Source organism: Streptomyces sp. NPDC058683 (assembly GCF_042716195.1).
GTDB lineage: Bacteria > Actinomycetota > Actinomycetes > Streptomycetales > Streptomycetaceae > Streptomyces.
In genome coordinates, this window is the sequence record NZ_JBHXSK010000005.1 from 1 (window position 1) to 25,070 (window position 25,070).

Below are 25,070 nucleotides of genomic sequence, written 5' to 3' on the forward strand. Positions count from 1 at the left end.
TCCGGGAACCGGCCCTCCTGCTTGCGGACTTCGGTCAGGCGAGGCTGAAGTCGTCGGCGTAGACCGCGGCCTGGCCGTACCAGCCGTGGACGTAGACGGTGACCGTTCCGCTGCTGCCGGTGGTGAAGCTGACCTTGAGCTGGTTCCAGCTGCTGCTGTTCGACCAGGTGCTTGCGGTGGCACCGCCGCTGACGCCCAGATAGGCGTACGGGCCCTGCACCCAGCCGGAGAGCGTGTAGGTGTGGTTGGGGGAGAGGGTGACGGTCTGGTCGCATTCGCCGGTGCCGCTGGAGCTCGGCGTGACCTGGAGGCTGTGGCTGCCGCTGTGGACCGGGCCGGAGACGACCGTGCTGCCGCCCGTGCAGGTCCAGGGGCTCGTACTGCCGCTCTCGAAGCCCGCGTTGGTGAGCGAGCCCCCGCCTCCGCCGCCTCCGCCGCCGGAGGAGGTGACCGTGAGCGTGTAGGTCGCACTGTGGCTGCCGCTCGCGGCGGTGCCGGTGACGGTGATCGGGTAGCTGCCCGTGGCCACCGACGAGCCGACCGTCGCCGTCAGCGTCGAACTGCCCCCGGACGTCACGGAGCCGGGGCTGAAGGAGACGCCGACCCCGGAGGGCGCGCCGGAGGCGGAGAGGGCGACGGACTCGGCGCTGCCGGAGGTGACGGCGGTGGCGACGGTCGCGGTCGCCGAACCGCCCTGCGCGACCGAGGCGGAGCCCGGCGACAGAGCCAGGGAGAAGTCGGTGGTGGTGCCTCCGCCGCCCGAACCGCCTGTGTAGGGCACGAACGCGTCGGTGAACGCGAGCGGGTTCTGGCTGATCTCACTGCACGTGGACAGCGAGTTGGCGGTTCCGCTGCACGGCTGGTCCCGGTTGGCCGACCAGAACGCCAGCCGCCCGACGCTGTTCTGCGCGGCGAAGCTCTCCACCGTCTGGGCGTCCGCCAGGGTGAAGGTGGATCCGTCGTCGTTCTTGCCGATCATCGGGGTGATGCCGAGGTTGGCGTAGCTGTAGCCGGAGTCGACGGACTGCATCTGCGCCAGCGTGGCCCGGGACGCGGAGAGGGCGGCCTGGCCCATCTCGGTGCCGGTGCCGGCGTAGTAGTCCATGGTCATGATGTTGACGACGTCGATCTTGATGCCGGCGTTCTTGGCGGCCTTGAGGATGTTGACGCCGTCGCCGGTCAGTCCGCTCGTCAGCACCGGCAGGGTCATGGAGAACTGAAGGCCCGGGTTGGCGGCCTTGAGGTCCTTCATCGCCTGCATCTGACGGGCCGCGGCCGCGGTGTCCGCGATGGCGGCGCCCTCGATGTCGAAGTCGAGCTGGGTGACGCCGTAGTCGTTGATGATGGCCTGGTACCCGGCGTCGATGCTGCTCTGGTTCGAGCACGTCCACGCGAGCGCCTCGCCGGCCGCACCGCCGGAGGAGATGATCACGGAGGCGCCCTCGGCCTTCGCCCTGGCGATCTCCGGGTCGGTGTAGGGGTCGTTGCCGATGGGGAGCGTGTCGCCCCAGATCTGGGTGCAGCCCACGCCGAGGACGAAGGCCGCCGTGTAGGCCTTGAGCCCGTGTCCGGTGACGGCGGTGTCGAGCAGGCCTTCCTGACCGTTCGACATGTCGACGTAGGGCGCCACGGAGTAGACGCTGCCCGCCGCGGCGCTGCCGGCGGGGGCCAGTGCGACGGCGGCGCCGGTGGCCGTGAGGGCGAGGGCGCACGCGGAAGCCGCGAGTCTTGCCAGGTGCATGACAGTGGCCCTTTCGGAATGCCCAACGAGGGCGGAGGGGTGGGGGGGGCCCCGGGGGCCCGCGGGTTTTTTGCCTTGGTTTTTCAGGGGGCCCTTTTGGAACTCCCCAGGGGGGGGGGGGGGGGGGGGGGGGGCCGGGGAGGGGTATTGGTACATACCAAACTCCCCGGGGGTCTCCGCCGTCAAGAGGACTAGACCAAAGGCTCTCCCAAGACGCGCGTCTCCCGTCTCCGGCAGGCGGGTGGCCGGGCCGGAGACGGGAGACAGCGGGCTACTTCGCGGTCAGGAACTCGTCGCCGGACAGCGGGCGGTCGACGATCCGGATGTCACCGATGCCGCCGTGGAACACGATGTCGACGGCGCCCGCGTACTCGTGGCCGCCCACCAGCCAGGGCAGCCCGAGCGAAGTGAGGCCGACCGACAGGCGCTTCGGGTTGTCGACGACCGGAGCGCCCTCGACGTACAGCTTCGTGTGGCGGCCGTCGTTGACCACCGCCAGATGCCACCACTTGAGCTCCACCAGGCCGTGGCCCCAGTTGGTGGTCGGGTAGGTGTCGTTGAGCGGGTAGTGGTTGAACTGCGGCTCACGGCCGTTGTTCGAGATGGCGAGCTGGAGCACGGGCTCGCCCGGGTCGGTGTTCTTGCCGTGCTTGCCGGCGTCGCCGGCCGAACCCCGGCGGCTGAGTATCGACGCCCAGCCGTTGCGGCCGGCGTCCCAGTCCAGCGGCATCCGCACGAACGTCTCGATGGTGTACCCGGACGTGAACGTCTCGGCGTTCAGCGGAGCCTTCGCCCCGGTGGTCAGGTACGAACCGTGGAGCGGGTTCCGGCCGCCCGCGAACGTCAGGCTGGCGTGCGCGGGCTGGTCGGGGTGGTGGTCGTCGGACCAGGTCAGCGCGGAGGCGGCGGTGCCCGGCAGGGTCACCACCGTCAGGTCGTTGCCCTTGCCGGACAGGTCGGGCACGGTCTGGCCCGCGGCGAGCGCGGTGCCGGACGTGCCCTGCCCGTCGAAGCGCCAGTACGCCAGGGTGCCCTTCACCAGCTCCCGGGCGGCCGGCCGGGCCGGGCGGACCGGGACGGGGGCGAAGCCGGAGAACCGCTTCGTGAAGTCGATCGGCACCGAGAAGTTGTCGACCGGGCCGGTGATCCGGGCGTGCTGGGCCGCCAGTTCGGTGCGGGACTCCGGCTTCTGGGCCAGGATCCAGGGGTTGACCGTCTCGACGTCGATCGTGTTCCGGGCCAGGTCGAAGTGGTACAGGCGGATCATGCCGCCACCGCCGAAGTAGCGGTTCTGGTAGTTGGTGATGTGCAGGTGCACCTCGTTGCCGGCGGCGTTCTTCGCCGTGGTGCGCGCGGGCGGCCAGTAATGGCCGTTGAGGGTGAGGAAGACCTGGTCGTTGTCGTTGATCAGCCGGTCCCAGACCGTGCGGCCGTAGTCGGAGAGTACGGCGTTGTCCTCCGGGTCACCGGACTCGTACGGGAAAACGTTGTCATCGTAGTTCGAGTAGACGAGGTCGTGCGTCGTAAGGATCACCGGAAGCTTCGGGTGGGCCTTGATGACGCCGTCGGCCCAGGCGAAACCCTGCTCGCTGGTCCGCCAGTCCAGGGCCAGCAGCAGCCAGGAGCGGCCCGCGGCCTCGAAGACGTGCGCGGTGTTGTAGCCGGTCGCGTCCGCCCCGGCGAACGTCTTGGCGCGCTTGAACCGCTGCGGGCCCATGGTCCGCAGGTACGCGGTGTCGCCGCGGCTGTCGTCGCCGCTCACGTCGTGGTTGCCGGCCAGCACGCTGTAGGCGGCGCCGTGCGCGTCCAGCAGGTCGAACGCCTTGTCCACCTGCTGGAACGAGGACGGGTCCGCGTCCTGGGTCAGGTCGCCGAGGTGTGCCATGAAGACGATGTTGTCGTCGGAGGCGCTGCCGCTGTTGCCGATGACGTAGCGGAACGACTCCTCCTGCGGCGTCCGGTCGACGCTGTCCTGGCTGCCCCAGTACAGGAACTGGGTGTCCGGCATCACCGCGAGGGTGAACCGGAGGGCGGTCGGGTCCGGTCTCCAGGTGCCGGTCCTGCCGCTCTGGGAGGTGCCGGCGGCGAACGCGGGTGTGCCGCCGAGCGTGGACGCGCCCACGGTCGCCGCCCCCGCACCGGCCAGCGCCGCGTTGCGGAGAAAACCACGCCTGCTCTGCCCGGTCGATTCTTGTGACGGAGTGTCATCCTGCATGGACATGGGGCCTTCCCGGGTCGGTGGTTCAAACGGCCACGACGCTACCCAGAAGGATCCTGGGCCGGGCGGACAGGAGATGACAGGCGAAGGCCGGGCAGCTGTCCGGGATCCAAAGACCGACACGTGCACCGTCGTTCCACCCGGCTGCCTTCCGGTCGCCAGGCAGCTCGCTCAGGCCGAGGTCTCCGGCACCGTGTGCCGGCCGCGCCGGACGGTGACGAGGGCCGCCCACCCGATGGCGATCAGCGGAATGACACCCGAGACGATCACCTGGCCCCGGCTGGAGACCAGGCTGTTCGGGGTGCCCAGCAGGAAGCCGAGGCCGATGCAGCTGCGGGACAGCGCCTGGAAGCAGGCCCAGGCGCTGCCGTGCAGTTCGGCCGGTACCCGCGAGTGCACCGCGTTGCGCAGGCCTACGTTGCACGCGCCGTTGCCGAAGCCCGCGATCAGGAACAGCGGGAAGATCACCGCGGCGACCGGGATCAGACCGGCGAGGAGCAGGCCCAGGCCGATGCCCGTGATGCCGCCGAGGATCAGGAGGATGTGCCGGTCCGCCCAGTCCACGCGGCCCGCGAGCAGGGCTCCGGGGACGGACCCCAGGGCCCAGGTCGCCAGGAAGAGGCCGAAGACGGTGTCGTTGCCGTGGACGACGTCCCGGAGATAGAAGACGCCCGCGACGTTCTCGATGCTGGTGGCCAGCATCGCCGCCGCCAGTGCCGGCATCAGCGCGCCCACCACCGGGGCGTCGCGCAGCGCCCGGTAGCCGTCCGCGAGTTTCGTGGCGGGGCGGCGGCCGATCGCCACGTCGACGCTGCTCGGCACCGCCAGCATGGTGCAGCCCGCGAGCACGAGGAAGGACACGGCGTCCACCGCGAGGAGCACGCCGGTACCCCACTGGGAGTTGAGGAAGCCGGTCAGCGGCGGCCCGATCAGCCCCGCCACGGAGAGGCCGGCCGTCAGCAGGCTGTTCGCCCGGCCCGTGTGCCGGTCACCGGCGACGGCGGGCAGCATCTTGAACCCGGCGGCCACCGAGGCCACTCCGGCCAGGGCCGACAGCGCGATCAGCGCGACCTTCGCATGGAACCCGCCGACGACGGTGGCCGCACCGAGGGACAGCGACTGGGCCAGCAGCGCCCACAGACACACCGCGCGCGCACTGAACCGGTCCACCAAGGAGCCGATCAGCGGTGCCGCGAGCACCGTGGGGACGAGTTCGGCGAGCATCACCTCGGTCACCCCGAAGCGGATGTCCCGGTCCGCCGCGTGCAGCACGAGCCCCAGCGAGGCGAGAGTGTCGCCGAGACGGGAGAAGAGCGTTCCCGCGATGAGCACCTGCGCGGCGACCGGCATCGCGGTACTCCGGCGCAGCGCGGCGAACGGCGCTCTCCGCGTCTTTTGCGTGTCCAATCCAGTCCTGTCCGTCCGCTTGCTGTGCCCATTCAGACTGCTCGCCGATCAGATTAGGCTTGCTCGCAGAGTGATGGAGCGTTCACCGGCCACCTGGACGGGCCGCTTTCCGGCCTTTGTACGCCCTGCCGGAATCCGGGGCGGGATCCTGATTTCTCGGCCACGCGGGGTGCTTCACCGAAAATCCACACATGTTCCACATCGGCTCCGGCCGGGCCGGGACGTGTCGGCATGTTCCGGGTGTCACCCGCGACGATGTGCATCCGGGGCGTTCCGGACGTCCTTTACCGGACCGGCCGGGCCGGTGAAGGGGATGAACGTCCTGATGTCCCGCTGGGCGCCGTAAAGCGTGTTTTTCGGCCAATCGCTGGAGTTGCGGCGGTCTCTTCCGGTGAACCTGCTCCACGGCCGTTCACCGAACCGGAAAGCGCCTTCCGTGACGGCGGAGTTATCGATGCCGGCCAGGTGAATGTCCGGAAAATGTCGGGAGTACGAGCCGCCTCATTCCCCGAGGAGCGGCGAAAAGGGAACGAACCGGTATCTCCGGGAAGCACAGGTCCCCTGGTCGGGAAACCGGGGTGCCGTGTCCCGGACCCCTTGCGTGCACTCGCTCGGTATCACGCACCGTAGCCGCGGAAGGCGGGCGCGGTGCTTTGCCGCGACGAGTTCGGACGATTGAGGGGAGGGAGGGTCATGTGCGGCCGCGCGGCCGCCGTCTCTTCCGGTTCCCGCTGCGAGGTGATCCTCGTTCCCCGTCCCTCCGGCGCCCGCTGCGCGGCCGGCGCCGGGCCCCGTGACGCCGGGTCGGGCTTTCAACTCCTGTCATATGCCAGGGCATTGATGTTCCATCAGTTGCAGCCCGGTGAACTCCGCCGCACGGGAATTGCGCCGCCCATTCCAGGCTCCGCCCGGGAACCGCATTCGAAAGGCAACGGGTCATGCGCACCGAACTCCACCCGAACTCCGTCGGCCCCCTTGCATGCGTTCGTAACCTGGGCATCCTCGCCCACGTCGACGCCGCAAAGACCACCGTCACCGAACGCATCCTCTTCGCCGCCGGCACCATCCACAAACGCCGCGAGGTCCACGACGGCACCACCGTCACCGATTTCGACCCCCGGGAACGCGACCGCGGCATCACCGTCTTCGCCGCGGCCGTCGGCTGCGCCTGGGCCGGCCATCGCGTCAACCTCGTCGGCATCCCGCCCCGGCGCCACGCTGTGCACGCCGGACGCCCCGCCGCTCCTGGAGCCGCCCGCCGCCTCGAAACGGTGGTCTCCGTCGCCGTCGAGGGCCGTCGCCGTACGGACACCGACCGGCCGGCCCAGACGCTGGTCCGGCCGGCCGAGGAGGACCTCGCCGCACCGCATCCCCCCGTCGAAACACAACCGTTGTGGAACGCCCCGCCGGCCCTCTCTGCGCAGGTCACGTGCCTTCGGCGCAGGTCACGGCGCCGGGCGTGCGCGTACCACCGACTCGGAACCCGGTGTTCCCCGGCCAGCCTGCACGGATACCCGTGCCGGATCCCTTGACGAGTTACTGTTCGGGGGATTAACTCACGTCCTAAATTAAGCCATGAGGGGCTTCGGGAGCCGAACGGTGGTCTCGGCCTTCGCAATCGCGGGCGGCCGGCCTTCGCGAAGCCCTCTCGGGGTTCTCGACTCCCGGAAAGGCACAGCTGGAGCCATGCGCAGCATCCGAGCCGCGGCCGTAGGCGCCGTCACCATGTCTCTCGCCCTCGCGGCCACGGCCTGCGGTGGCGGTTCATCCACCGGGGGCGGGTCCAACGACTCCCCGAAGACGCTCACCTACTGGGCCTCCAACCAGGGTGCCAGCGTCGAGATCGACAAGAAGGTACTCCAGCCGGAGCTCGACAAGTTCCAGAAGCAGACCGGCATCAAGGTCAAGCTGGAGGTCGTGCCCTGGTCGGACCTGCTCAACCGGATCCTGACCGCGACCACTTCCGGCCAGGGCCCCGACGTGCTGAACATCGGCAACACCTGGAGCGCCTCGCTCCAGGCCACCGGTGCGCTGTTGCCCTGGGACGCCAAGAACTTCGACAAGATCGGCGGCAAGGACCGCTTCGTCGACTCCGCGCTCGGCTCCACCGGCGCCGAGGGCAAGGACCCGGCGGCCGTACCGCTGTACTCGATGGCCTACGCCCTCTACTACAACAAGAAGATCTTCGCCGACGCGGGGATCGCCAAGCCCCCGGTCACCTGGGACGAGCTGATCGCCGACGGCAAGAAGATATCCGCCAAGGGCAAGTCGGTGCTCGGCGCCGAGGGCGGCAACGTGTCGGAGAACATCCACCACACCTTCGTCTTCGCCAAGCAGCACGGCGCCGACTTCTTCACCGCCGACGGCAAGCCCAACTTCACCGACGACAAGGTCGTCGCCGCGGTGAAGCAGTACGTCGACCTCATGGCCAAGGACAAGGTCATCCCGACCGGCGACGCCGAGTACGCGCAGAACCAGTCGGTGAGCGACTTCGCCAAGGGCAATCTGGCGATGCTGCTGTGGCAGTCGGCGTCCTCCAACCTCAAGTCGCAGGGCATGAGCGACAGCGACTACGGCATCGCCCCCGTGCCCGTGCAGTCCGGTGCCCCCGGCACCGGCGCCCAGGTCAACTCGATGGTCGCCGGCATCAACCTGGCGGTCTTCAAGAACACCAAGAACCTCGACGGTGCCACCAAGTTCGTGAAGTTCATGACCAGCGACGACGAGCAGAAGATCCTCAACACCGCCTACACCTCCATCCCGCCGGTCAAGGCCGCCCAGGAGGACCCGGCGTTCAACACCCCGGCCAACTCGGTCCTGAAGAACACGCTCGCCACCAGCGCCGCGGCCCTGCCCCAGGTGGCCGCCGAGTCGCAGTTCGAGACGACCGTCGGCACCGCCGTGAAGAACCTGTTCGCCGCCGCTGCCGCTGGCAAGGCCGTCACTACCGACTCCGTGAAGGCCGAGCTGGAGAAGGCCCAGCAGCAGATGCCGGCGGCCTGAGCACCATGACGACCACCACCGCCGTGCACGAGCCGGTGCAGGCGAACTCCCCCGGGGCGGCGGGCGGCTCGGGCCGCCGCCCCGGGCGGATCCGCCGGATCGGACTGCCCTACCTGCTGCTCCTGCCCGCCCTGCTGCTCGAACTCCTCGTCCATCTCATCCCGATGGTCATCGGCGTCGTGATGAGCTTCAAGGAGCTGACCCAGTTCTACATCCGCGACTGGGGCACCGCCCCCTGGTCCGGGTTCGACAACTACCGGACGTCGATCGAGTTCAACGCCCCGGTCGGCAAGGCCCTGCTGCACTCGTTCCTCGTCACCGTCGGCTTCACCCTGCTCTCGGTCGGCCTGTGCTGGCTGATCGGCACCGCCGCCGCGGTGTTCATGCAGGACACCTTCCGCGGCCGGGGCCTGCTGCGGACCCTGTTCCTGGTGCCCTACGCGCTGCCGGTCTACGCGGCCGTCATCACCTGGGTGTTCATGTTCCAGCACGACAACGGCCTGGTGAACCACGTCCTGCACGACCAGCTGCACCTCACCGACAAGCCGTCCTTCTGGCTGATCGGCGACAACAGCTTCTACGCACTGCTCACCGTGTCGGTGTGGAAGGGCTGGCCGTTCGCCTTCCTGATCGTGATGGCCGGCCTCCAGAACATCCCGCGGGAGCTGTACGAGGCGGCCGCCCTGGACGGCGCCGGCATGTGGCAGCAGATCCGCCGGATCACCCTGCCCTCGCTGCGCCCGGTCAACCAGGTGCTGATCCTGGTCCTGTTCCTCTGGACGTTCAACGACTTCAACACGCCGTTCGTCCTGTTCGGCAGGTCCGCCCCGGAGGCCGCCGACCTCATCTCGGTCCACATCTACCAGGCCTCCTTCGTCACCTGGAACTTCGGCACCGGCTCGGCGATGTCCGTGCTCCTGCTGCTCTTCCTGCTGGTCGTGACCGGCGTCTATCTCGCGCTCACCTCACGCGGACGGAGGACCTCCGATGTCTAGCCCCAGTTCGCCGATGGCCCCGCCGCGCTCATTCCTCTGGGCCCGGGGGATCTTCCTCACGCTGCTCACCGGGTTCGTCCTGATCCCCGTGTACGTGATGATCTCCAGCTCGCTGAAGCCCCTCGCGGACGTCACCGGCAAGTTCCGCTGGCTGCCCAGCGGGCTGACCATCCGCCCGTACATCGACATCTGGTCGACGATCCCGCTCGCCCGGTACTTCGTGAACTCGCTGATCGTGGCAGTCGCGGCGACCGTCTGCTCGGTCGTCGTCGCGGTGTTCGCCGCCTACGCGGTCAGCCGCTACGAGTTCCGCGGCAAGCGTGTCTTCACGGTCACCGTGCTGTCCACGCAGATGTTCCCGGGCATCCTCTTCCTGCTCCCGCTGTTCCTGCTGTACGTCAACATCGGCAACGCCACCGGCATCGCCCTGTTCGGCTCCCGCGGCGGCCTGATCCTCACCTACCTGACGTTCTCACTGCCGTTCTCGATCTGGATGCTGATCGGGTACCTCGACTCGGTGCCCAGGGACCTGGACGAGGCGGCGCTGGTGGACGGCTGCGGGCCGCTCGGCGCGCTGTTCCGGGTGGTCGTGCCGGCCGCGATCCCGGGGATCGTCGCGGTCGCCGTCTACGCCTTCATGACCGCCTGGGGCGAGGTGCTGTTCGCGTCGGTGATGACCAACGACACCACCCGCACCCTGGCCGTCGGCCTCCAGGGCTACTCCACGCTCAACAACGTGTACTGGAACCAGATCATGGCCGCCTCGCTCGTGGTGAGCGTCCCCGTCGTGGCCGGCTTCCTGCTGCTCCAGCGCTACCTGGTCGCCGGGCTGACGGCGGGCGCCGTCAAGTGAACCCCCCTTGTTCTGAAGTTCCGAAGCTTGTCGCGAAAGGAATTACGTGACCATCGACCTCGCCGCACTCCCGCACGACTTCCTGTGGGGAACGGCAACCGCGGCGTACCAGATCGAGGGAGCCGTCGCCGAGGACGGCCGCGCACCCTCCATCTGGGACACCTTCTCGCACACCCCGGGGAAGATCGCGGGCGACGACAACGGCGACATCGCCTGCGACCACTACCACCGCTGGCGCGAGGACATCGGCCTGATGGGCCGGCTCGGCACCAACGCCTACCGGCTGTCGATCGCCTGGCCGCGGGTGCGGCCCGGCGGCGACGGCCCGGTCAACGCCAAGGGTCTCGACTTCTACGACGAGTTGATCGACACCCTGCTGGCGGCCGGGATCACCCCGTCGGTCACGCTCTACCACTGGGACCTGCCGCAGGCCCTCCAGGACCGGGGCGGCTGGCCCGAGCGGGCGACCGCCGAGCACTTCGCCGCCTACGCCTCCGTGGTCGCCGAACGGCTGGGTGACCGGGTCCGGCACTGGACCACCCTCAACGAGCCTTCCTGCTCGGCCTGGATCGGCCATCTGGAGGGCAAGATGGCCCCGGGCCTGACGGACCTCACGGCCGCCGTCCGCGCCTCCTACCACCTGCTCCTCGGCCACGGCCTGGCCGCCCAGGCGATCCGCGCCGCCGCGCCCGACGCCGAGGTCGGCATCGTGAACAACCTCTCCACGGTGTTCGCCGCCTCGGACCGCCCCGAGGACGCGGCCGCCGTCCGCCGCCACGACGGGCACGTCAACCGCTGGTGGCTGGACCCGGTGCACGGCCGCGGCTTCCCGGCCGACATGGTCGAGACGTACGGCGTCGAACTCCCCGAGCGCCCCGGCGACCTGGAGACCATCGCCACCCCGCTCGACTGGCTGGGCCTGAACTACTACTTCCCGGCGTACATCGAGGACGACCCCACCGGGCCCGCCCCGTTCGCCCGTTCGGTGCGCCGCCCCGACGTCCCGCGTACCGGCATGGACTGGGAGATCGACGCGAGCGGCATCGAGACGCTGCTGCTGCGCCTCACCGACGAGTACGGCGCCCGCAAGCTCTACGTCACCGAGAACGGCTCGGCGTACCCGGACGTGGTCCGCCCGGACGGCACGATCGACGACCCCGAGCGCCAGGAGTACCTGGCCGGCCACCTCGCCGCCTGTGCCTCGGCGGCCCGCAAGGGCGCCCCGCTGGCCGGGTACTTCGCCTGGTCGCTGCTGGACAACTTCGAGTGGGCCTACGGCTACGACAAGCGGTTCGGCCTGGTCCATGTCGACTACCGCACCCAGGTCCGCACCATCAAGGGCAGCGGCCACCGGTACGCGGAGATCATCCGCGACCACCGGGGACAGGCCCGCCGGGCGGCCTGACCTTGACCGCGGTGGGCGCGGACCAGGGGAGTTCCGCGCCCACCGCACCGCACTCTCACACGCATGCACGACGGTCCGTGGACACCGCACTCTGAACTGTCATGAACACAACATGTGCACCATCGACACTCAGGAGACCCGCATGCCGACCCGCATTCCCCGCACCCTCCTGGCCGCCCTCGCGACAGCCGCCCTGCTGGCCTCGGGCCCGGTCCTGTCCGTACCGGCGTCGGCCGCCGCTGCCGCCGTGACCTGGGACACCGACCGCGCGGGCACCGCCTACACGGCGAACCCGAACGCCGTCACCGCCTCCGGCAGCGAGAACGGCGGCACCGCCCCCGGCCTGGCCTTCGACGGCAACGGCGCGACCCGCTGGTCCAGCAACTTCGCGGACGACGCCTGGATCCGGATCGACCTCGGCAGCACGATCCGCATCGACCGCGTGGTCCTCGACTGGGAGGCCGCCTACGGCAAGAGATACGTCCTGGAGGCCTCGAAGAACGGCACGGACTGGACGCCGTTCTACACCGAGACCGCGGGCACCGGCGGCTCCGTCACCGCGAGCACCTACCCGCAGGAGGTCACCGGTCGCTACGTCCGGATGCGCGGCATCGAACGCGCCACGCCCTACGGCTACTCACTGTGGAACTTCAAGGTCTACGGCGGTGAACCGGCCCCGGCCTCGACGACCCTGAGCAACCTCGCCCTGAACCACCCGGCGTACTCCAACTACTACCAGCACGCGGGCAATTCACCGGCGTTCGCCACCGACGGCGGCTGGCCGGCCGACCTGAAGGGCGACTACACCCGCTGGTCGAGCGACTGGAACGCCGACCGCTGGATCTCGGTCGACCTGGGCGCCACCTCCACGATCTCCTCCGTGGACCTGTACTGGGAGTCCGCGTTCGCCGTCGACTACCTGCTCCAGGTCTCCGACGACAACGTCAACTGGCGCACGGTGTACCAGCCTTCGGCCGCGGCCGTCGCCGCCCGCCGCGCGAACGTCGCCGCCCCCGGGGACGCCGCGGGCCTGCACGACACCGTCACCCTGCCCTCCCCGGCCACCGGCCGCTACGTCCGGATGCTCGGCAAGGAGCGCCGCAGCTTCTACAACCCGGCCCCCTACACCGCCCAGTTCGGCTACTCCCTCTACGAGTTCCAGGTCTGGGGCACCGGCGGCAGCGCGTCGGCGGCCTACCCCGCCCTCCCGGGCGACCAGTCGGGCACCTACCAGACCACGTTCTTCGACGACTTCACCGGCGCCGCACTCGACCGCTCCAAGTGGCGGGTCGTCCGCACCGGCACCGAGATGGGTTCGGTCAACGGCGAGTCCCAGGCGTACGTCGACTCGACGGACAACATCCAGACGCAGAACGGCGAGCTGATCCTGAAGGCGAAGTACTGCAAGGGCTGCACCCAGGCGGGCGGCGGCACCTACGACTTCACGTCCGGCCGCATCGACACCAACACCCACTTCGACTTCACGTACGGCAAGGTCAGCGCCCGCATGAAACTCCCGGTCGGCGACGGCTACTGGCCGGCCTTCTGGCTGCTCGGCAGCAACGTCGACAACCCCTCCGTCTCCTGGCCCGCCTCCGGCGAGACCGACATCATGGAGAACATCGGCTACCCGACGTGGACGAGCACCGCGCTGCACGGCCCCGGCTACTCGGCCGACGGCAACATCGGCGCCCGCCAGACCTTCCCGAACGGCGGCACCGTCGACCAGTGGCACACCTACGCGGTGGAGTGGACGCCGACCGCGATGCGCTTCTACGTCGACGACACCCTGGTCCAGGAGACGACCCGCAACAAGCTGGAGTCGACACGCGGCCAGTGGGTCTACGACCACAACCAGTACGTCATCCTCAACCTCGCCCTGGGCGGCGCCTACCCGGCCGGCTGGAACCAGGTCACCACCCCCTACTGGGGACTGCCGCAGTCCAGCGTGGACAGGATCGCGGCCGGGGGAGTGCAGGCGGAGGTGGACTGGGTGCGGGTGGAGCAGAAGAAGTAGGGGGATCACCGGGGCCGGGCGGTGGCACCGCACCGCCCGGACCCGGTGAGCGAACGGAGGTGCTTGTTGCCACGCTGCCGCGGCCGCCGTCACTCCGTGCCCGAACCGCCCGTCCGCACCTCGCGTGTCCCCCGGCCGTGGGAGGATCGCTCACCATGAATGCGTCACCGGCGGTACGGAGCCTGCGTGCCGCGGTGTTCGCCGCGGTGTGCGTGCTCCTGGCTGCCGCCGGTCACGGCCTCGCCATGGGCGACATGCCACCGCTGTGGGCCGACGCGGCCGGATTCGTCGCCGTGTTCGCCCTGAGCCGAGCCCTCGCGGGACGCGAGCGCGGACTGCCGGAGATCGGCGTGGGCATGCTCCTCACCCAGGCCGGTCTGCACCTCGGCTTCGACGTGGCCCACGCGGTCACCCCGGCTCCCGCGCCCACCATGACCATGGCCCCTATGCGCATGCACGGTCATGTCATGGCCGGTGTGGCCGGTATGGGCGGTATGGCGCAACAGCACCCGCACGCCCACGCCCTGACCGCGCACGCCACCCTCGCCCATGTCGTCGCCGCTCTGGTCGCCTCCTGGTGGCTGCGGTGCGGCGAGGCCGCGCTGTGGTCGCTGCTGCGCCGCGCGGCCGCTCTCGTACCCGGTCTGGCGGCCTGGTGGCGCGACGCCCCGCTGCCCGCCCCGGCCGCCGGCCCGCTCCGGGCACCGGCCGAACCGATACGTCCCCGTCGGCTGCTCGCGCTGCGGCACGCGGTGAGCCGACGCGGCCCCCCTTCCGCGATCCCGTACCCGGTCTAACACCTGTAAGACCCTCTAACAGACTTCACTTGTACGGAGATCACTCACTCATGTCCACGACACGCACCCTCCTGCGCCGCGCCGGCGCCGTCACCGCCCTGACCGCCGCCGGGCTCCTCGCCGCGGCCGGTGTCGCCTCCGCGCATGTCACCGTCCATCCCGAGAGCTACGCCAAGGGCGCCACGGACGGTGTGCTGACCTTCCGTGTGCCCAACGAGGAGGACACGGCCTCCACCACGAAGGTGCAGGTCTTCCTGCCCACCGACCACCCCGTCCTCGGCGTCCTGGTCTCCCCGCGGGACGGCTGGACCGCGAAGGTGACCACCACCAAGCTCAAGACGCCCGTGAAGACGGACGACGGGACCATCACCGACGCCGCCTCCGAGATCACCTGGACGGGTGGGAAGATCGGGGCCGGGCAGTTCGAGGACTTCGACGTCGCCTTCGGCCAGCTGCCCGAGGACACCGGCGAGCTGACCTTCAAGACCCTGCAGACGTACTCCGACGGCAAGGTCGTGCGCTGGATCGAGGAGGCCGGGAGCGGCGGCGAGGAGCCGGAGAACCCGGCGCCGACGATCAAGCTGACGGCGGGTGACGAGGCCGCGGCCTCGACCGCACCGGCGACGCAGAGCAGCGCCAAGGCGACGACGACCACGTCGGCCGACTCCAGCGACTCCACCGCGCGGGGCCTCGGCATCGCGGGCCTGATCGTCGGCGCACTGGGCCTGGCGGCGGCCGCGTTCGCCTTCGTACGGACGCGAGGAGCACGGGCCTAGGTGTCAACGGCTGTTGGCCCACGCTCGTAGGCAAACGGCAGGGGCCCGGACCATCCCCCGGTCCGGGCCCCTGTGCCGTGCTCGGGCAGGGTCAGTTCACCGAACCGCCAGTTCCAGCATCTCCATCTCCTCCGCGCGCACCTCGACCCGCGCCCCCACACGCACCGTCAGCCGCATCTCGGCCGCCCGGGCCTCCGCCCGCTCCTCCTCCACGAGCGCGGCCACCGCCGGCGCCGCCTCCCGCACCGACACCGCCGGCGCCGCCTCCCGCTCCGTCACCGTCGCCTCCGGCGTCACCCGCGAGTTCCGCCACAGCCACACCACATCGCGCCCGAACGACCACACCAGGGAGCCGAGGGCCAGGAGTGCCACGCCCAGGTTGGCCAGGTACGGGAGCAGGTCCGCGCCCGCGAGGAGCAGGCAGATGCCCTGCATCGCGGCGACGGTCTTGCGGGCCATCGACGGCGGCAGCGGGGCGTTCAGCCAGGGCGCGACCTTCGCCGCCGCGACGAACGCGTAGCGCATCGCGCCGATCAGCAGCACCCACGGGCCCAGCTGCGTCGAGACGTACACGCTCAGCACCAGGATCAGGAACGCGTCGACCTCCATGTCGAAGCGCGCGCCCAGGGCCGTGCAGGTACCCGTACGGCGGGCCACCTGGCCGTCGACGCCGTCGAGGATGAGGGCGACGGCCGTGAGGCCGATCAGCAGGGTGACCGGCGGGGAGCTCTCGAAGGAGTCGGCGACCAGGGCCGTCACGCCGCCGACCAGGATCGCGCGGCCGAGGGTGACCCGGTTCGCCGGACCGAAGGTGCGCGGCCGGGTGCGGTGCAGGGCCCGGGAGAGCACCGCCCAGGTGGCCACCGCGAAAGCGAGCCCCGTCAGCCATCCGGCCGGCCCCATGCCGATCGCCGACCCGAGCAGGACCAGCAACAGGATCTGTACGCCCGCTCCCACAGCGGTCTCCTGCTGGACCAGCCTGGCTTCGTAAGTGTTGTTCAGGGCCACCGCACGTCCTCCGGCCGAGTGACAGAGTCGATCAACGCCGCGTACTGTGCGCGGCCTGTGCACTTCTTGCTGTGCACATCTCGGTACGTGAACAACATCCCGATCGTTCAGGAGGATGCCGATGAACCGCTCGGCCCGCGCGTTCTGGCTCCGCTCTCCGGGCCACGGAGAGCTGCGCGACGTCACCCTCGCGGAGCCCGCCGAGGGCGAGGTGCTGGTGCGCGCGCTGTACTCCGGAGTCAGCCGGGGCACCGAGACCCTGGTGTTCCGCGGCGGGGTGCCGGAGAGCCAACACGCGGTGATGCGAGCGCCGTTCCAGGAGGGCGAGTTCCCCGGGCCGGTGAAGTACGGCTACCTGAGCGTGGGCGTCGTGGAGGCGGGCCCTGCTGAGCTGATCGGCCGCACGGTGTTCTGCCTGTATCCGCACCAGACGCGTTACGTCGTTCCGGTGACCGCGGTGACGGTGGTACCGGAGCGGGTACCACCGGCGCGTGCGGTACTCGCGGGCACCGTGGAGACCGCAGTGAACGCCCTCTGGGACGCCGCGCCCCTGGCCGGCGACCGGATCGCCGTCATCGGCGGCGGCATGATCGGCTGCTCGGTCGCCGCCCTCCTCGCCCGCTTCCCCGGCGTACGGCTCCAGCTGGTCGACGCCGACCCGGGCCGGGCGAAGACCGCCGAGGCGCTGGGGGTGGACTTCGCGACGCCCGAGGACGCCCTCGACGGCTGCGACCTGGTCGTCCACGCCAGCGCCACCGAGCAGGGCCTCACCCGCGCCCTGGAGCTCCTCGCCCCCGAGGGCACGGTCCTCGAACTGAGCTGGTACGGCGACCGGCGGATCGCCCTGCCGCTCGGCGAGGCCTTCCACTCCCGCCGGCTCACCGTGCGCAGCAGCCAGGTCGGCACCGTCTCCCCGGCCGCCCGCGCCGGCCGCAGCTACGCCGACCGGCTCGCCCTGGCCCTCGACCTGCTCGCCGACCCCGCGCTGGACGCCCTCATCACCGGGGAAAGCGCGTTCGAGGAGCTGCCGGAGGTGCTCCCGAAACTCGCTTCCGGGGAGATTCCGGCACTCTGCCACCGGGTCCGCTACGGCGACATCGGCTGACGGAACGTCCAATGCGGGCGGCCAAGAGGTCCTGACCTCAGAAAAGAGTGAGAGTGGACTGAACACGGGGAAGCCAAGAGCCGTATTAAGGGCATCCCCCGGCAGGGATCAGCCGAGGGACCAGACGCGCCGCACCTGGAGGGTCGTCCGTTGTTCAGCATCACCGTCCGCGATCACATCATGATCGCCCACAGCTTCCGCGGCGAGGTGTTCGGGCCCGCGCAGCGCCTGCACGGCGCCACGTTCCTCGTGGACGCCACCTTCCGCCGTGAGCAGCTGGACGACGACAACATCGTCGTCGACATCGGTCTTGCCACCCAGGAACTCGGCGCCGTGGTCAGCGAGCTGAACTACCGAAACCTGGACAGCGAGCCGGACTTCGCCGGGATCAACACCTCCACGGAGTTCCTGGCCAAGGTCATCGCCGACCGGCTCGCCGAGCGGATCGAGAAGGGCGCCCTGGGCGAGGGCGCCCGGGGCCTCGCGGGCCTGACCGTCACCCTGCACGAGTCGCATGTCGCCTGGGCGAGTTACGAGCGTGCCCTGTGACCGACGTGACCATAGGCCGGGCACCGGCCCTCACCTACGTGCCCGCGCAGCGCGCTGCGACCACCGACCCGGCCGGCGAGAACGCCCCCGCGAACATCGGGATCCTCCCCATGTCCCTGCGTATCGTGCACTTCGTCATGCCCGGCGGTGTCGACGACCTGGCCACCCCGAGCGGCGGCAACGCCTACGACCGGCGGGTCTGCCTGGACCTGCCCGGCTTCGGCTGGCAGGTCACCAGGCACCCGGTGGCCGGCTCCTGGCCCCGCCCCGACGCGGCCGCCCGGGACACCCTCGCCCGCACCCTGCGGGACATGCCCGACGGGGCGGTCGTCCTCCTCGACGGCCTGGTGGCCTGCGGGGTCCCCGAGATCGTCGTACCGGAGGCCGAACGGCTGCGGCTCGCCGTCCTGGTGCACCTGCCGCTCGGCGACGAGACCGGGCTGGACCCGGCCGTGGCCGCCGACCTGGACGCCCGGGAGCGCGCGGTGCTGCGCGCCGTGCCGGCCGTGGTGGCGACCAGCGACTGGGCGGTACGACGGCTGGTCTCGCACCACGGCCTGGCACCCGAACGGGTGCACGTCGCCACCCCGGGTGCCGACATCGCCCCGCTGGCCGGCGGCACCGACGGGGTCTCGCACCTGGTGTGCGTCGCCGCCGTCACCCCGCGCAAGGGCCAGCACCGGCTGGTCGAGGCGCTCGCGGCGGTCCGCGACCTGCCGTGGACCTGCACCTGCGTCGGCGGCCTCGGCCAGGACCCCGAGTACGTCGCCCACCTGCGATCGCTGATCGCCCGGCACGGCCTGACGGACCGGCTGCACCTCGCCGGTCCCCGCTCCGGCGCCGACCTCGACGCCAGTTACGCCGCCGCCGACCTGATGGTCCTCACCTCGTACGCCGAGACCTACGGCATGGCGGTCACCGAGGCCCTCGCCCGGGGCATCCCGGTGCTCGCCACCGACGTCGGCGGGCTGCCCGAGGCGGTCGGCCGCGCCCCCGACGGCGGGGTGCCCGGCATCCTGGTGCCGCCGGAGGACCCCGCCGCCCTCGCCGCCGAACTGCGCGGCTGGTTCGGCGAGGCGGACGTACGCCGTCGTCTGAAGGCCGCCGCGCGCGGCCGGCGGGCGGCGCTCGACGGCTGGGCGACCACCGCCCGCAGCCTGGCCGGAGTCCTGCTGAGGCTCCCCGACGAACCCCGGAGGGCGGCATGACCAGCGAGACGACGACCACTACCCCGGTCGGCGCGATCCCCGCGCAGCCCGGACCCGTGGATGTTACGGATGCAGGGGTGGGACGAGAGCACATGGATGCCGCAGCCTCCGGTGAGCCCGGACAGTCCGAGGTGATAGCCGGGGCCGGTCCCGTCGTACGCCTGGGCGAGCGGGCCACCGTACGCCTGCGCGAGAGCGCGCCGGAGGAGCCGCCCCGGTACGCCCCCGAGTGGCTGGAGCTGCGGGAGAGCGCGGACGCGGCCGCCCGGGCGCACGATCTGCTGGATCCGCTGCGGATCCGGCTGGCCAACCTGCCCGGCAAGGCCGGCGGGTTCGTCGTGCACGACCTGGGCTGCGGCACCGGCTCCATGGGCCGCTGGCTGGCCCCGCGCCTGGACGGCGCCCAGCACTGGATCCTGCACGACCGCGACCCCTACCTCCTGCACTTCGCCGCCGTCGCCTCGCCCCGCGTGGCCGCCGACGGCAGCCGGGTCACGGTGGAGACCCGCCGCGGTGACGTCGCCCGCCTCACCCCCGACGCGCTGATCGGCGCCTCGCTGGTGACCGCGTCCGCACTGCTGGACGTCCTCACCAGGGAGGAGGTCGACACCCTCGCGGAGGCCTGCGCCGGGGCCGGCTGCCCCGCCCTGCTCACCCTGTCGGTCGCCGGACGGGTCGAGTTCGGCACGCCCCATCCGCTGGACGCGGAGCTCACCGAGGCCTTCAACGCCCACCAGCGGCGCGGCGGGATGCTCGGCCCGGACGCGGTCACCGCCGCCTGCGAGGCGTTCGCCGACCGGGGCGCCACCGTCAAGGTGCACCCCAGCCCCTGGCGGCTCGGGCCCGACGAGCAGGCACTCACCGAGCAGTGGCTGCGCGGCTGGGTCGGCGCGGCCGTCGAGGAGCGCCCCGAACTGGCCGAGCGCGCCCAGGCCTACTTGGCCGAGCGGCTCGCCGCCTGCGCGGCCGGCGAACTGCGGGTCGTCCTGCACCACAGCGATCTGCTGGCGCTCGCCCGGCCGACCGGAGGCACCTCGTGACCACGCCCACCCTGGTCCGTGAGACCGCCCCGGTCACCCCGGTGACCGTGCCCCGGCGCCTCAGCTTCCGCGCCGTACGCACTCACCTGGGCACCGTCGCCGGTGTCGCCATCATCGCCGTACTGCTGTGGCGGCTCGGCACCGGTGTCTTCCTCGACGGACTGCGCCGCATCGACACCCCGACGCTGGTCATCGGTCTGGTGATCGGCGCGGTCACGACCGTGCTGAGCGCCTGGCGCTGGCAGTTGGTGGCCCGCAGCCTCGGCCTGCGGCTGCCGCTCGGGCCCGCCGTCGGCGACTACTACCGTGCGCTGTTCCTCAACGCGGCCCTGCCCGGCGGGGTGCTCGGCGATGTGCACCGGGCGGTCAGGCACGGGCAGAGCGAGGGCGACGTCGGGCGCGGGGTGCGCGCGGTCGTCCTGGAACGGACCGCGGGACAGATCGCGTTGACGGTGTTCGGCGCGGGCGCGCTGCTGATCCTGCCCTCGCCGGTCCGCGCCGAGGCGCGCAACTTCGCCCCGCTGGTGGCGGCCGGCCTCGCGGGCGCCTGCGCGGTCGTGATCGCGATCCGCATGAACAGGGCCCCGGGCAAGCGCGGCGGCGCCCTGCGCGCGACGCTCGCCGAGGCCCGCCAGGCGCTGCTGTCGCGGCGGAACGGGCCGGGCGTCGCGCTGTCCTCGGCGGTCGTCCTCGCCGGACACGTCGGGATGTTCGTGGTGGCCGCCCGGGTCGCCGGCTCCGCCGCCTCCGTGGCGGCGCTGACGCCGATCGCGGTCCTCGCCCTGGTCGCCATGGGCCTGCCGCTGAACGTCGGCGGCTGGGGCCCCCGGGAGGGTGTCACCGCCTGGGCGTTCGCCGCGGCGGGCCTCGGCGCGGACAGCGGGCTCGCCACGGCCGTCGTCTACGGCGTGCTCAGCTTCGTGGCGGCCCTGCCGGGGCTGGTGGTCCTGGTCGTCCGCTGGTACGCGGGGATGCGCTACGCCCGCCCCGCGGTGAGCAGTTCGAAAACCGCGCCGAAGGAGTCGGCCAGGCTCGCCAGGAGTTCCTTCCCCTTTTCCGCCGACCCCAGGGAGGGACGGCCGATGACGCCCGACTCGGTATAGGCGGACATTCCCAGGGTGAGGAGATGACGGCGGTCGTCAGCGGTGAAATCGGCGGACTCGTGACCAGGGCGGACCAATTCGGGATGAGCGTGCAGCAGAATCGAGGTCTCGATTTCTCCCGCGTGCATGTCGGTGAGTGCCGAGGTCTCGACCCCGGCCCGTCCGAGCGCTGTCTCCCAGTCCTCCGCGGCCGGGTACAGCGCCATCCGCTCGCCCCGTGCGGACGCCTCCTGGACGACATTGCCCAGCACGTAGTTGCCGCCGTGGCCGTTGACCACGACCAGTGCCTCGACGCCCGAGCGGTGCAACGATTCTGCGATGTCCCGGACCACCGCGTGCAGGGTCACCGAGGAGATGCTGACGGTCCCCGGCCAGGCCGCGTGTTCGTGCGAGCAGGAGACCGTCACCGGCGGAAGGAGGTGCACCGGGAACGCGGCGGCGATCTCCCGGGCGACGGCACAGGCGACGAGCGTGTCCGTCGCCAGCGGAAGGAAGGGGCCGTGCTGTTCGAAGCTCCCCACGGGAAGGACGGCGACCTGAGTTGAAACGCCCGCCCCCCTGGTCCGTACCTCTTCCGTGGTGTCCGCCGGCAACAAGCCGTATGCCGCCGTACGCGCGCCCGAACCATTCATCTTTTCACGGCCTTTCGTCTCCTCTTAGGAATCAGATCATGACAGAGAACATCGGCGTACTCGGCAAGAAGTCCCCACGGCGTTCGGGCGTGGAACGCGTCGTCAATGCACCGCTGCCCACCGTTTACGGGAAATTCCAGGCGATCGGCTACCTGGACCACGAGCGCGGTGACGAGCAAGTGGCCCTGGTCTACGGGGACATCGACAGCGACCGAGTGCTGACCCGGCTGCATTCGGAGTGCCTGACCGGTGACGCGTTCGGCTCCCAGCACTGCGAGTGCGGCGACCAGCTGGCCGCCGCCCTGCGCGCGGTCGTGGCCGAGGGCAGCGGCATCGTCGTCTACCTGCGGGGACACGAGGGCCGTGGCATCGGGCTGCTCGCCAAGCTGCGCGCGATGGCCCTCCAGGCGGAGGGCCTCGACACCGTCGAGGCCAACCTCGCGCTCGGGCTGCCCGTCGACGCCCGCGACTACGGCGTCGCCGCCGGCATCCTGCGCGACCTCGGGGTGAGCTCGGTCCGCCTGATGTCCAACAACCCGCGCAAACGGGAGTCCCTGGTACGCCACGGCATAGAGGTCGCCGAGACGGTCCCGCTGCTGATCGAGCCGTGCGAGAACAACATCACGTACCTGCGGACCAAGCGCGAGCGCCTCGACCACGTGCTGCCCCACCTGGACGCGGTGGCGCACTGGTCCTGAGGTACCGGGTGCCCTCCCGGGGAAGGAACAGGGGAGACCGACAGGAGGCGCACGCGTGAATCTTCGGGCCCAGGTCGTGATCATCGGCGGCGGGGTGATGGGCACCAGCATCGCCTACCACCTGGCGAACGCGGGCGTCCGTGACGTCGTCCTCGTCGAACGGGACGAACTCGCCGCCGGATCCACCTCGAAGGCCGCCGGCGGCGTGCGCGCCCAGTTCTCCGACGAGCTCAACATCCAGCTGGGCGCGCGCAGCCTGGCCGCCTTCGCCCGCTTCGGGCAGGAGATCGGGTACGACATCGGGCTGCGCCGCGTCGGCTACCTCTTCCTCCTGTCCACCCCCGAGGAGGTCGCCTCCTTCGAGGCCGGCGTCCGGCTCCAGAACCATCTCGGCGTGCCCAGCCGGATGCTCACCCCGAAAGAGGCGGCCCGGCTCTCCCCGCTGATCGCCACCGACGGACTGCTGGCCGCCGCGTACTCCCCGGACGACGGCCACTGCACCCCCGAGTCCGTCGTGCACGGCTACGCGGCCGCCGCCCGCGCCCACGGCGCCCGGGTACTGCGCCACACCGAGGTCACCGGCATCGAACGGGACGGCGCCTTCGTCACCGCCGTGCACACCACCCTCGGCCGGATCGCCACCGACACGGTGATCTGCGCGGCCGGGGCCTGGTCGAGGGCGGTCGGCGCGATGGCCGGCGTCGACCTGCCGGTGCAGCCGCTGCGCCGCCAGATCGCGGTCACCGAACCGGTCCCGGGGCTGCCGCCGACGCTGCCCATGACCATCGACTTCAGCACCAGCCTGTACTTCCACGCCGAGGGCCCGGGTCTGCTGCTCGGCATGTCCGACCCGGACGAGCGGCCCGGCTTCGCCACCGACCCGCACGACCGCTGGATCCCGCGCCTGTGCGCGGCGATGGAACGGCGCGCGCCCGCCCTGCTCGACCTGCGCCGCACCGGCGGCTGGGCCGGCCTTTACGAGAACACCCCGGACCACAACGCCCTGATCGGCGAGGCGACTTCGGTCTCCCGGTTCCTGTACGCCACCGGGTTCTCCGGCCACGGCTTCCTCCAGGGCCCGGCCGTCGGCGAGGTGATCCGCGACCTGTACCTGGGCCGCGCCCCCTTCCTCGACGTCCGCCCGCTCGGCGCCGGCCGGTTCGCGGCCGACGCTTCCCGCCCGGAGACCAACCTGGTCTGACCGGACGCCCCTTGATCCGGGATCGTCCCCGTCCTGGATCAGTCCTGGATCAGTCCCGGATCAGTCCTGGATCGTCTCGTGGACCAGCCGGCGCAGCTCCGGGAGGATCTTCAGGGTCTTGGGGCGCACCTGGGTGTGGAACTGCACGGTCAGGTCGTGGGTGGGGTCGACCCAGAAGGCGGTGGTGGCCGCACCGGTCCAGCCGTAGCTGCCGGGGCTGCTCGGCGAGAGGGTGCGGGCGGGATCGATCACCACCGAGACGCCCAGGCCGAAGCCGAGGCCGTCGTTGCCGGGCTCCTGGTGGGGAGGGGCGCCGAAGGCCCGCAGGTCGGTGCCGCCGGGCAGGTGGTTGCCGGAGAGCAGGCCGACCGAGGCGGGGGAGAGCAGCCGGACGCCGTCCAGCTCGCCGCCCCGGCGCAGCATCTCCATGAAACGGTGGTAGTCGTACGCCGTCGCCGCGAGGCCTCCGCTGCCCGACAGCAGGCGGGGGCGACCGCGCAACGGCAGCCCGGGGATCGCCGCGAGGCCGCCGTCCTCCGTCTCGCCGTACAACTCCGAGAGCCGGTCGGCCTGTTCGGGCACGATGTGCAGGCCCGCGTCCGGCATGCCGAGCGGGCGGAAGATCCGGTCCGCGAAGAACTCGTCGAGCCGCTGCCCGGAGACCACCTCGATGACGCGGCTGAGCACGTTGAAGCCGACGGAGTAGTTCCACTGGGTGCCCGGCTCGAACTGGAGGGGCATCCGCGCGTACACCTCCATCGTCTCGGCGAGGTTCGCGCCCGCCGGCACCGAGAAGTCCAGGCCGGCCTCGCGGTAGCGGGCGTCCACCGGGTGCGAGTGGTAGAACGCGAAGGTCAGTCCGGCGGTGTGGGTGAGCAGATGCCGGATCAGGATCGGCCCGCCGGCCGGCCGGGTCACCATGGTGTCGCCCGAACCGCTCACGTACACCCGGGGATCGGCGAACTCGGGCAGAAAGCGGCCCACCGGGTCGTCCAGTGACAGCAGGCCGTCCTCCACCAGCAGCAGTATCGCCACCGCCGTGACCGGCTTGGTCATCGAGTACACCCGCCAGATGGTGTCCGGCTCGACCGGCAGTCCGGCCGCGCGGTCACGGTGGCCCTGCGTGGTGAGGTGGGCGATCCGGCCGCCGCGCGCCACGGAAACCAGGTAGCCGGGCAGGCGCCCTTCGTCGACGTAGTGGGCGAAGTGCTGGTCGAGGCGGTCCAACGCCTTCACGTCCAGCCCGACCTCACTGGGGTCGACTTCCTGTCGCAGCTGTGCCATCGCTCTCCTCGGGTCGTGTCGTCCCGCTGT

General features: G+C 71.1%; 19 protein-coding genes and 2 pseudogenes. 15 read left to right on the forward strand and 6 right to left on the reverse strand.

Annotation, left to right across the window (positions count from 1 at the left end; genetic code table 11):
* Positions 1-34: 34 nt before the first annotated feature.
* From ACFWXC_RS06825 to ACFWXC_RS06835, 3 genes are all read right to left on the reverse strand, one after another.
* The gene (locus ACFWXC_RS06825) at positions 35-1,741 is read right to left on the reverse strand and encodes a carbohydrate binding domain-containing protein (RefSeq protein ID WP_384474203.1); all 1,707 of its coding nucleotides are present in this window, start codon (positions 1,739-1,741) and stop codon (positions 35-37) included.
* Between the two features lie 271 nt (positions 1,742-2,012).
* On the reverse strand, positions 2,013-3,962 hold the full coding sequence (locus ACFWXC_RS06830) for a LamG-like jellyroll fold domain-containing protein (RefSeq protein ID WP_384474206.1): 1,950 nt from the start codon (positions 3,960-3,962) through the stop codon (positions 2,013-2,015).
* Between the two features lie 168 nt (positions 3,963-4,130).
* The gene (locus tag ACFWXC_RS06835) at positions 4,131-5,309 is read right to left on the reverse strand and encodes an MFS transporter (protein ID WP_384474209.1); all 1,179 of its coding nucleotides are present in this window, start codon (positions 5,307-5,309) and stop codon (positions 4,131-4,133) included.
* 995 nt (positions 5,310-6,304) lie between these two features.
* Here ACFWXC_RS06835 and ACFWXC_RS06840 point away from each other — a divergent pair.
* The 8 genes and pseudogenes from ACFWXC_RS06840 to ACFWXC_RS06875 form a co-directional block, all read left to right on the forward strand.
* A pseudogene (locus ACFWXC_RS06840) lies at positions 6,305-6,571 on the forward strand (GTP-binding protein); the annotation flags it as partial.
* Between the two features lie 481 nt (positions 6,572-7,052).
* Positions 7,053-8,369, forward strand: coding sequence for an ABC transporter substrate-binding protein (locus ACFWXC_RS06845; RefSeq protein ID WP_384474212.1), 1,317 nt, complete (start codon positions 7,053-7,055; stop codon positions 8,367-8,369).
* Positions 8,370-8,374: 5 nt separating this feature from the next.
* Positions 8,375-9,364: a carbohydrate ABC transporter permease gene (locus tag ACFWXC_RS06850; protein WP_384474215.1), complete on the forward strand. Its 990-nt coding sequence runs from the start codon at positions 8,375-8,377 to the stop codon at positions 9,362-9,364.
* Positions 9,365-9,377: 13 nt separating this feature from the next.
* Entirely contained in the window at positions 9,378-10,217 is an 840-nt protein-coding gene (locus tag ACFWXC_RS06855) for a carbohydrate ABC transporter permease (RefSeq protein WP_351730964.1), read from the forward strand.
* A 46-nt stretch (positions 10,218-10,263) separates the two neighbouring features.
* On the forward strand, positions 10,264-11,622 hold the full coding sequence (locus ACFWXC_RS06860) for a GH1 family beta-glucosidase (RefSeq protein ID WP_384474218.1): 1,359 nt from the start codon (positions 10,264-10,266) through the stop codon (positions 11,620-11,622).
* A 142-nt stretch (positions 11,623-11,764) separates the two neighbouring features.
* Complete coding sequence (locus tag ACFWXC_RS06865) at positions 11,765-13,639, forward strand: discoidin domain-containing protein (RefSeq protein WP_384474221.1); 1,875 nt, start codon at positions 11,765-11,767, stop codon at positions 13,637-13,639.
* Between the two features lie 155 nt (positions 13,640-13,794).
* Entirely contained in the window at positions 13,795-14,436 is a 642-nt protein-coding gene (locus ACFWXC_RS06870) for a hypothetical protein (protein WP_384474224.1), read from the forward strand.
* A 50-nt stretch (positions 14,437-14,486) separates the two neighbouring features.
* The gene (locus tag ACFWXC_RS06875; RefSeq protein WP_384474226.1) at positions 14,487-15,212 is read left to right on the forward strand and encodes a YcnI family protein; all 726 of its coding nucleotides are present in this window, start codon (positions 14,487-14,489) and stop codon (positions 15,210-15,212) included.
* A 96-nt stretch (positions 15,213-15,308) separates the two neighbouring features.
* On the opposite strand, the gene ACFWXC_RS06880 is transcribed toward ACFWXC_RS06875, so the two are convergent.
* Positions 15,309-16,220 carry a CDP-alcohol phosphatidyltransferase family protein gene (locus tag ACFWXC_RS06880; RefSeq protein ID WP_384474229.1) on the reverse strand — a complete coding sequence of 304 codons (912 nt, stop codon included), beginning with the start codon at positions 16,218-16,220 and terminating at the stop codon, positions 15,309-15,311.
* Between the two features lie 121 nt (positions 16,221-16,341).
* Here ACFWXC_RS06880 and ACFWXC_RS06885 point away from each other — a divergent pair, with 121 nt between their 5' ends.
* The 5 genes and pseudogenes from ACFWXC_RS06885 to ACFWXC_RS06905 all read left to right on the forward strand — a co-directional run.
* On the forward strand, positions 16,342-17,325 hold the full coding sequence (locus ACFWXC_RS06885) for a dehydrogenase (RefSeq protein ID WP_384474232.1): 984 nt from the start codon (positions 16,342-16,344) through the stop codon (positions 17,323-17,325).
* 150 nt (positions 17,326-17,475) lie between these two features.
* Entirely contained in the window at positions 17,476-17,874 is a 399-nt protein-coding gene (locus ACFWXC_RS06890; RefSeq protein ID WP_361302165.1) for a 6-carboxytetrahydropterin synthase, read from the forward strand.
* Positions 17,871-19,082 carry a glycosyltransferase family 4 protein gene (locus ACFWXC_RS06895; RefSeq protein WP_384474236.1) on the forward strand — a complete coding sequence of 404 codons (1,212 nt, stop codon included), beginning with the start codon at positions 17,871-17,873 and terminating at the stop codon, positions 19,080-19,082. Before ACFWXC_RS06890 ends, ACFWXC_RS06895 begins: the two co-directional genes overlap by 4 nt.
* A 92-nt stretch (positions 19,083-19,174) precedes the next feature.
* Positions 19,175-20,122 carry an SAM-dependent methyltransferase gene (locus ACFWXC_RS06900; protein WP_384474239.1) on the forward strand — a complete coding sequence of 316 codons (948 nt, stop codon included), beginning with the start codon at positions 19,175-19,177 and terminating at the stop codon, positions 20,120-20,122.
* Between the two features lie 47 nt (positions 20,123-20,169).
* Positions 20,170-21,000, forward strand: a pseudogene (locus tag ACFWXC_RS06905) (YbhN family protein); the annotation flags it as partial.
* A 98-nt stretch (positions 21,001-21,098) separates the two neighbouring features.
* Here the strand turns inward: ACFWXC_RS06905 and ACFWXC_RS06910 are convergent.
* Positions 21,099-21,857, reverse strand: coding sequence for a creatininase family protein (locus ACFWXC_RS06910; protein WP_351730597.1), 759 nt, complete (start codon positions 21,855-21,857; stop codon positions 21,099-21,101).
* 38 nt (positions 21,858-21,895) lie between these two features.
* Between ACFWXC_RS06910 and ribA the strand changes: the two genes are divergently transcribed.
* Together ribA and ACFWXC_RS06920 are read left to right on the forward strand one after the other, a co-directional pair.
* Positions 21,896-22,555 (forward strand): GTP cyclohydrolase II, encoded by a 660-nt coding sequence (ribA, locus tag ACFWXC_RS06915; protein WP_351730600.1) that lies wholly within the window; start codon positions 21,896-21,898, stop codon positions 22,553-22,555.
* Positions 22,556-22,610: 55 nt separating this feature from the next.
* A complete protein-coding gene (locus ACFWXC_RS06920; RefSeq protein ID WP_384474243.1) occupies positions 22,611-23,756 on the forward strand; it encodes an NAD(P)/FAD-dependent oxidoreductase in 1,146 nt (381 codons plus the stop codon).
* Positions 23,757-23,816: 60 nt separating this feature from the next.
* Here ACFWXC_RS06920 and ACFWXC_RS06925 read toward each other — a convergent pair whose 3' ends face one another.
* Positions 23,817-25,040 carry a serine hydrolase domain-containing protein gene (locus tag ACFWXC_RS06925; RefSeq protein ID WP_384474246.1) on the reverse strand — a complete coding sequence of 408 codons (1,224 nt, stop codon included), beginning with the start codon at positions 25,038-25,040 and terminating at the stop codon, positions 23,817-23,819.
* Positions 25,041-25,070: the final 30 nt, after the last annotated feature.

Bases quoted from the DNA above. Each gene is read 5' to 3' on its own strand.
- ACFWXC_RS06825 (WP_384474203.1), bottom strand. From the start codon at position 1,741: ATGCACCTGGCAAGACTCGCGGCTTCCGCGTGCGCCCTCGCCCTCACG.
- ACFWXC_RS06830 (WP_384474206.1), bottom strand. From the start codon at position 3,962: ATGTCCATGCAGGATGACACTCCGTCACAAGAATCGACCGGGCAGAGC.
- ACFWXC_RS06835 (WP_384474209.1), bottom strand. From the start codon at position 5,309: ATGCCGGTCGCCGCGCAGGTGCTCATCGCGGGAACGCTCTTCTCCCGT.
- ACFWXC_RS06845 (WP_384474212.1), top strand. From the start codon at position 7,053: ATGCGCAGCATCCGAGCCGCGGCCGTAGGCGCCGTCACCATGTCTCTC.
- ACFWXC_RS06850 (WP_384474215.1), top strand. From the start codon at position 8,375: ATGACGACCACCACCGCCGTGCACGAGCCGGTGCAGGCGAACTCCCCC.
- ACFWXC_RS06855 (WP_351730964.1), top strand. From the start codon at position 9,378: ATGGCCCCGCCGCGCTCATTCCTCTGGGCCCGGGGGATCTTCCTCACG.
- ACFWXC_RS06865 (WP_384474221.1), top strand. From the start codon at position 11,765: ATGCCGACCCGCATTCCCCGCACCCTCCTGGCCGCCCTCGCGACAGCC.
- ACFWXC_RS06870 (WP_384474224.1), top strand. From the start codon at position 13,795: ATGAATGCGTCACCGGCGGTACGGAGCCTGCGTGCCGCGGTGTTCGCC.
- ACFWXC_RS06875 (WP_384474226.1), top strand. From the start codon at position 14,487: ATGTCCACGACACGCACCCTCCTGCGCCGCGCCGGCGCCGTCACCGCC.
- ACFWXC_RS06885 (WP_384474232.1), top strand. From the start codon at position 16,342: ATGAACCGCTCGGCCCGCGCGTTCTGGCTCCGCTCTCCGGGCCACGGA.
- ACFWXC_RS06900 (WP_384474239.1), top strand. From the start codon at position 19,175: ATGGATGCCGCAGCCTCCGGTGAGCCCGGACAGTCCGAGGTGATAGCC.
- ACFWXC_RS06910 (WP_351730597.1), bottom strand. From the start codon at position 21,857: ATGAATGGTTCGGGCGCGCGTACGGCGGCATACGGCTTGTTGCCGGCG.
- ribA (WP_351730600.1), top strand. From the start codon at position 21,896: ATGACAGAGAACATCGGCGTACTCGGCAAGAAGTCCCCACGGCGTTCG.
- ACFWXC_RS06925 (WP_384474246.1), bottom strand. From the start codon at position 25,040: ATGGCACAGCTGCGACAGGAAGTCGACCCCAGTGAGGTCGGGCTGGAC.